This window comes from Devosia sp., assembly GCF_040509215.1.
Taxonomy (GTDB): Bacteria; Pseudomonadota; Alphaproteobacteria; order Rhizobiales; family Devosiaceae; genus Devosia.
On sequence record NZ_JBEVLL010000150.1, the window covers coordinates 1 to 6724 of the forward strand.

The window sequence follows — 6724 nt, forward strand, 5'->3', positions numbered from 1 at the left end:
TTGTTAATCACTTCAAAATAGAGACGTCGGCCATCAGTTTTGAACATTGATGTCGAGAACGGATGGGCGTCTCCCGTAATCTCTCTGGCCGCTTGAACCACCTTGCGAAGGTAAGGCAAAGAAATCTTCTGCCGCCGGAAGGCGTCGACCATTCGAAGCTCTATCAGATCGCGAAAGCCCAGATAGAGCCCTCCCTCAAACAAGGGAAGCTGCGATGTCCAGAGCGCATCATCATGCACAATCTCACCACGATATTCGCGACGTCGACCAAGCAGCCATCGAGTTATTCTACTTGAAGGAACGCCAGACAAATTGGAGGCGTCGGCCACCGTATAGATACCCGTTCCAATGATCTTCAACTGAGTGGCATCGTGATACATGAAGGCAGGATAACCCATAAATAACGAGCGGGGAATCAGCTTTATCCGGCCAGTGCGTCCCGGTCCTTCTTGCTCAGCCGCTCGCTTTCGCTCTTGAGCTGGCCGCAGGCGGCGAAGATGTCGCGACCGCGCGGGGTGCGGACGGGCGAAGCGTAGCCGGCGCGATTGACTATGTCGGCGAAGCGCTCGATGCGGCTCGACGGGGACGTGCCGTAGTTCGAACCCGGCCATGGGTTGAACGGGATCAGGTTGATCTTGGCCGGAATGCCGGCAAGCAGACGCACCAGCTCCTTGGCCTCGGCGTCGCTGTCGTTGATGCCGTCGAGCATCACATATTCAAAGGTGATGCGGCGCGAATTGGAGAGGCCGGGATAGTTGCGGCAGGCTTCGAGCAGTTCCTTGAGCGGCCACTTCTTGTTGATCGGCACCAGCACATCGCGCAGATCATCGCGCACGGCGTGGAGCGAAATGGCCAGCATGACGTCGATCTCGCTGCCGGTCGGCCCGATCTAGGGGACGACGCCCGAGGTCGAGAGCGTGATGCGGCGCTTGGAAATAGACATGCCATCGCCAGCCGAGGCGATCAGCAGGGCGCTTTTGACATTGTCGTAATTGTAGAGCGGTTCGCCCATGCCCATCATCACGATATTGGTGATGGCGCGGCTCTCCCCGCCCGGCACGAGGCCGCCGTCATCGGGGCGTGAACCGCCAGGGAAATCACCAAGGCGCTCACGGGCCATGAGAATTTGGCCGAGGATTTCGCCTGCGGTGAGGTTACGGACCAGCTTTTGCGTGCCGGTGTGGCAGAAGGAGCAGGTGAGGGTGCAACCAACCTGGGACGAAACACAAAGTGTCCCGCGGTCGGATTCGGGGATGTAGACGGTTTCGACTTCCACTGCCGGAAAGTTCGGGTTCTGCGGATCGCGGAAGCGGAAGAGCCACTTGCGGGTGCCATCGACCGAAACCTGTTCGGTGACGATCTCCGGGCGATCGAGAATAAACGTATCGGCCAGCTTCTGGCGCACGGGCTTGGCCACATTGGTCATGCGGTCAAAGTCGGTGACGCCGTTCACATAGAGCCAGTTCCAGAGCTGGCTCGAGCGCATGCGTCCTTCCTTTTCGCCCACCACGTCATTGGCGACGAGCGCTTCGGCAAGCTGCGCCTTGGAAAGGCCGATCAGCGACGGCCGTGCCGCCGCCTGAGGGCGGATGGCGGTCGAATGGTCGAGGTTTAGCGCAATGCTCATGGCGGCTCTAAAAAGGATCGGGAATGCGGGAAGTCCGCGGCCAAGAGCATATGGGCACGAAAAACACAAAGTCACGCCCGCGGGAGGCGGCTTTGCGAAGGGCGCAGGACAGCACTTTGTCCTGACCGCGTTTCCGCGTCAGGTTCTTGCAAGTGGAACGGACCCCGAGGCGCTTTCGCCCCTGAGTATTTTGTTTAGTGAGACGAGACCGCCTCGGGGCGCTGATTTTTTGGACAAGACTTTTAGCGGCACTTGATCGCTCGTCGCATGCGGCCAGCCCCCGAACCCACACGGGAACGGTCCCGTGCGCTCAGCATCCCCGCAGCCGTCCGTCTCGACTCCGTCCCGTGCGGGGAATTTTTTGATTTTATGACGGACTGGAGGGGGCGGGGATAAGTTCTTTGGTCAGATCCCCCAAACCATCGAAAAGGCCCGGGATTGCTCCCGGGCCTTCTTCTTCAGTTCAGTGCAGGCTGCGTCTGTTAGCCACCCATATGCGCCAGCACAGCCAGCAGCAGCAGTGCCACGATATTGGTGATCTTGATCATCGGATTGACGGCCGGGCCGGCCGTGTCCTTGTAGGGGTCGCCGACGGTGTCGCCGGTGACGGAGGCCTTGTGGGCGTCTGAACCCTTGTAGTGTTTGACGCCGTGGCTGTCGGTAAAACCGTCCTCAAAACTCTTCTTGGCATTGTCCCAGGCGCCGCCGCCGGCGGTCATGGAGATGGCGACGAAGAGGCCGGTGACGATGACACCCATCAGCATGGCGCCGAGGGCGGAGAAGCCGGCGGCGGGGCCGGCGATCCAGTTGATGAGGAAGAAGACCAGGATAGGGCTGAGGACTGGCAGCAAGGAAGGAACAATCATTTCCTTGATCGCGGCTTTTGTAAGCATGTCGACGGCGCGGCCATAGTCCGGCTTGTCGGTGCCAAGCATGATGCCCGGCTTTTCCTTGAACTGGCGGCGCACTTCCACCACGACCGACTGGGCGGCGCGGCCAACGGCGGTCATGGACATGCCGCCGAAGAGGAATGGAAGCAGACCGCCGAAGAGGAGGCCGACGACGACGTAGGGATCGGCCAGCGAGAAGGTGAGCGTGCCCATGCCGGCAAAGATGGCGGGCGCATCAGGCAGGGACGAGAAGTAGATCAGGTCCTGCGTATAGGCGGCAAAGAGCACCAGGGCCCCGAGGCCGGCCGAACCGATGGCATAGCCCTTGGTTACGGCCTTGGTGGTATTGCCCACCGCATCGAGCGCGTCGGTATTGTGGCGCACTTCCTTGTCGAGGCCCGCCATTTCGGCAATGCCGCCGGCATTGTCGGTGACCGGGCCAAAGGCGTCGAGCGCCACGATGATACCGGCGAGAGCCAGCATGGTGGCGACGGCAAAGGCAATGCCGAAGAGGCCGGCCAGCGAATAGGTGACGATGATGCCGGCAATGATGACCAGAGCCGGCAGGGCGGTCGATTCCAGCGACACGGCAAGGCCCTGGATGACGTTGGTGCCGTGGCCGGTGACCGAGGCTTCGGCGATGGAATTGACCGGGCGGCGATTGGTGCCGGTATAGTATTCGGTGATGACGATGATCAGCCCGGTGATGACGAGGCCGGTGACACCGCACCAGAAGAGGTGCCAGGGCGTAAAGGTCTTGTCCGTGGTTTCGATGGCGAGGTTCATGTCGCCAAAGAGCAGCCAGAGCACCGGCAAGAGGGCGATGAGCGACAGCACGCCCGAGGCGATGACGCCCTTGTAGAGCGCGCCCATGATGTTGTTGTCACTGCCGAGTTTGACGAAATAGGTGCCGATGATGGATGTGATGACGCAGGCCCCGCCAATGGCGAGGGGCAGCACCATGCCGGTGAGCTTCAGCGCTTCGGGCAGGATGATCGCCGCCAGCACCATGGTGGCAACGATGGTCACCACATAGGTTTCGAAAAGGTCGGCGGCCATGCCGGCGCAATCGCCAACGTTATCGCCCACATTGTCGGCGATGGTGGCGGGGTTGCGCGGATCGTCTTCGGGAATGCCGGCTTCGACCTTGCCCACCATATCGCCGCCAACGTCAGCGCCCTTGGTAAAGATGCCGCCGCCGAGACGGGCGAAGATGGAGATCAACGAAGCGCCGAAGGAAAGGGCGACGAGCGAGTCGATGACGACGCGGCTCGTGGGTGCATTGCCCATGCCGGTGAGGATGATGAAATAAAGGGTGACGCCGAGAAGGCCGAGGCCCGCGACCAGCATGCCGGTGACGGCGCCGGACTTGAAGGCGAGGTCGAGCCCTTTGGCGAGCGATGAAATGGCCGCCTGGGCGACGCGCACATTGGCGCGCACCGACACGTTCATGCCGATAAAGCCGGCTGCGCCCGAGAGGACGGCGCCGATGAGGAAGCCGATAGCCGCGTGCGGTCCCAGCAGCAGCCAGGCGGCAATGAGGATGACCACGCCGACAATGGCAATGGTGGTATATTGGCGTTTGAGATAGGCCGAAGCGCCTTCGCGCACGGCGGCGGAAATTTCCTGCATACGGGCAGAACCAGCGTCAGCCTTTAACAGGCCCTGCGTGGTGACGATGCCATAAACAACAGCCAAACCGCCGCAGGCGACGATCAGCCAAAGTGCCAGATCCATGAAAACCGTTCCTCGAATGAAAAGATTCGAGGCCCGCCCCGGTCGTGGCCAGCTCCTTTTGGGTGCGACTTGCCCCCTGTCCGGTCCGCAACCGCCCTCCGGCGGACCTCCTCCCAAGAGGAAGATTACCGGGATTGTTCGCTTAAGCAATTGGAAAGTGTGACGGTTTGTCGCAAGGGCTCAGGCGAGAGCAGCGAGGCGCTCAACCATGGCGTCGGACGGGTCGGCGATCAGCACGGTCTTGAACCGCGCGGTTTCGCCGCTGACGAGGATCACCGATGATTTGGGAATGCCGAGCGTTTTGGAGAGGAGCGCCGTGACCGCGGCATTGGCCTTGCCCTTGTCGGGAACGGCACTGACGCGAAGGCGCATGACGGTGGAACCGTCATCGCGGGTCTCGACACCATCGATGGCATCGCGACCCGCATTGGGTGTGACGCGGAGAGATAGCAGGAATCCCTCCGGCGTCGGGCGGAAGAAGCTAGATGCCGGCACGTATGACGGCGGGATAGATGTAGTAGCCGATGATCGACTGCAGGAAGAAGATGATCAGGAAGGCAACCAGCGGGGAGAGGTCGAGGCCCGAAAAATTGGGCAGCACGCGCCTCAGGGGTCGCAGCACCGGTTCGGTCAACTGATTGAGCACGCGCCAGACCGCTTCGACGAACTGGTTGCGGGTGTTGATCACGTTGAACGAGATCAGCCAGCTCATGATGATCATGATGAGCAGGACCCACCAATAAAGCTGGAGCAGGATGAGGATGATGTCGAGAACGGCGCGCATGGGCGTCTCCGCGAGAAAAGTTCTGAGTTATCTAGTGGGTTAGTGGCAAGGCCACAAGACCGGAGCGCTTCGAGGAAAAGTGGCGACCGGTTTTCCCTCTCGGAAGCGCGACCAACAAGATCTCCAGAAAAGCCGGAGCCCCGCACCGGGCAAGCGATACGGGGCCCAAATGACTGACATCCGGTATGCAGTACAAGGGTCCGGACAGGACCTCCATTGCATGAAGCGTGCCAAGTACGTGTCCTAGCAAAACCGGGGGCAAAGATTAAGCACCTGTTACGATTGGGCTTTTTGCCCTAGCGGCGCCTCGCAAAATGCGAAGCGCGTTGCAAAATGCGAGGCAAATCTGCCGAAAGCTCAGGACGGCTGCTGGCTCGGCTTCCAGGTGGCGACCTTGATCAGGTAAAGCAGGACGACGAGGCCGAGGACAATATAGCTCAGGGGATCGAGCACGACCTCGATCATCTCGTAATGCTCATGCAGGATATAGCCGGCAAGCGTGAGGAAGGTGTTCCAGATCAAGGCGCCGGTGGTCGAGGCCAGAAGGAAGACCGGCAGGCTCATGCGCGAGAGGCCCGCGGGAATGGAAATCAGCGTGCGGATCAAGGGGATCAGTCGGCCGAAAAGCACGATGACCGGGCCGAAGCGGCGGAACCAGCCGACGGCCATGTCGATCTCGTCGGCATTGAAGGCCATGACGCGGCCAAAGCGATCGGCGAGATAACGCACGCGCGTCAGTCCGAAGAGACGCCCGGCAAAATACCAGGGCAGCATGCCGACGACGGCGCCCACCGTGGCAGCGGCGAGCACGCCTAACAGGTTGAGATCGCCATTGGCGGCGGCAAATCCGGCAAAGGGAATGATCAGTTCCGAGGGTATGGGCGGAAAGATCGATTCAGCCAGCATGACGAGGAAAATCCCCAGATATCCGAGTTCGGAAATGGTCTGGATAATCCAGTCGGTCATGCGGCAGTCTCCTTGTTGATGGGTCGGGTAGACAAGTGAAGGGCAAAAAAAGGGCCCCGACGTTTCCGTGGGGCCCCTTTTTGTTTTATCAGGCCGACTTGGCGGCGCGGCTCATGCGCTTGCGATCATTCGGATCGAGCCAGATCTTGCGCAGGCGGATCGATTTGGGCGTCACTTCGACATATTCGTCTTCGGCGATATAGCCGAGCGACTGTTCGAGGGTCAGCTTCTTCGGGGTCGTCAGGCGCACCGCTTCGTCCTTGGAGGTCGTGCGGATATTGGTGAGCTGCTTGCCCTTGAGCGCGTTGACTTCAAGGTCGTTCTCGCGGGAGTGCTCGCCCACGATCATGCCTTCATAGATGTCGACGCCGGCGTCGATCATGATCGGGCCGCGGTCTTCAAGGTTCCAGAGCGCGAAGGCGACGGACTGGCCGGTGCCGTTCGAGATCAGGACGCCAGTGCGACGGCCAGGCAGTTCGCCCTTGTACGGCACGAAGGAGTGGAACAGGCGGTTGAAGATGGCCGTGCCACGGGTGTCCGAGAGCAGTTCAGGCTGGTAGCCGATCAGCGAGCGGGTCGGAACCAGCAGCTGGATGCGGGTACGGCCAACGCCGGACGGACGCATGTCGGTCAGTTCGCCCTTGCGCTCGGTCAGCTTCTGCACGACGGCGCCGGTGAATTCGTCATCGACGTCGATGATGACTTCTTCGATCGGCTCGT

At 60.8% G+C, this 6724-nt stretch carries 4 protein-coding genes and 3 pseudogenes; all 7 read right to left on the reverse strand.

Annotation, left to right across the window (positions count from 1 at the left end; translation table 11 throughout):
- Window positions 1–398: pseudogene (locus ABW043_RS08165) on the reverse strand (hypothetical protein); the annotation flags it as partial.
- Between the two features lie 23 nt (window positions 399–421).
- Window positions 422–1627: pseudogene (rlmN, locus tag ABW043_RS08170) on the reverse strand (dual-specificity RNA methyltransferase RlmN).
- 482 nt (window positions 1628–2109) lie between these two features.
- Window positions 2110–4254 (reverse strand): sodium-translocating pyrophosphatase, encoded by a 2145-nt coding sequence (locus ABW043_RS08175; RefSeq protein WP_353920724.1) that lies wholly within the window; start codon window positions 4252–4254, stop codon window positions 2110–2112.
- A 180-nt stretch (window positions 4255–4434) separates the two neighbouring features.
- A complete protein-coding gene (locus tag ABW043_RS08180; protein ID WP_353920725.1) occupies window positions 4435–4749 on the reverse strand; it encodes a DUF167 family protein in 315 nt (104 codons plus the stop codon).
- Window positions 4736–5038, reverse strand: a complete 303-nt coding sequence (locus ABW043_RS08185; protein ID WP_353920726.1) for a YggT family protein — start codon at window positions 5036–5038, stop codon at window positions 4736–4738. Before ABW043_RS08185 ends, ABW043_RS08180 begins: the two co-directional genes overlap by 14 nt.
- 357 nt (window positions 5039–5395) lie before the next feature.
- Window positions 5396–6004: a DedA family protein gene (locus ABW043_RS08190; RefSeq protein ID WP_353920727.1), complete on the reverse strand. Its 609-nt coding sequence runs from the start codon at window positions 6002–6004 to the stop codon at window positions 5396–5398.
- An 88-nt stretch (window positions 6005–6092) separates the two neighbouring features.
- Window positions 6093–6724, reverse strand: a pseudogene (locus ABW043_RS08195) (translational GTPase TypA); the annotation flags it as partial.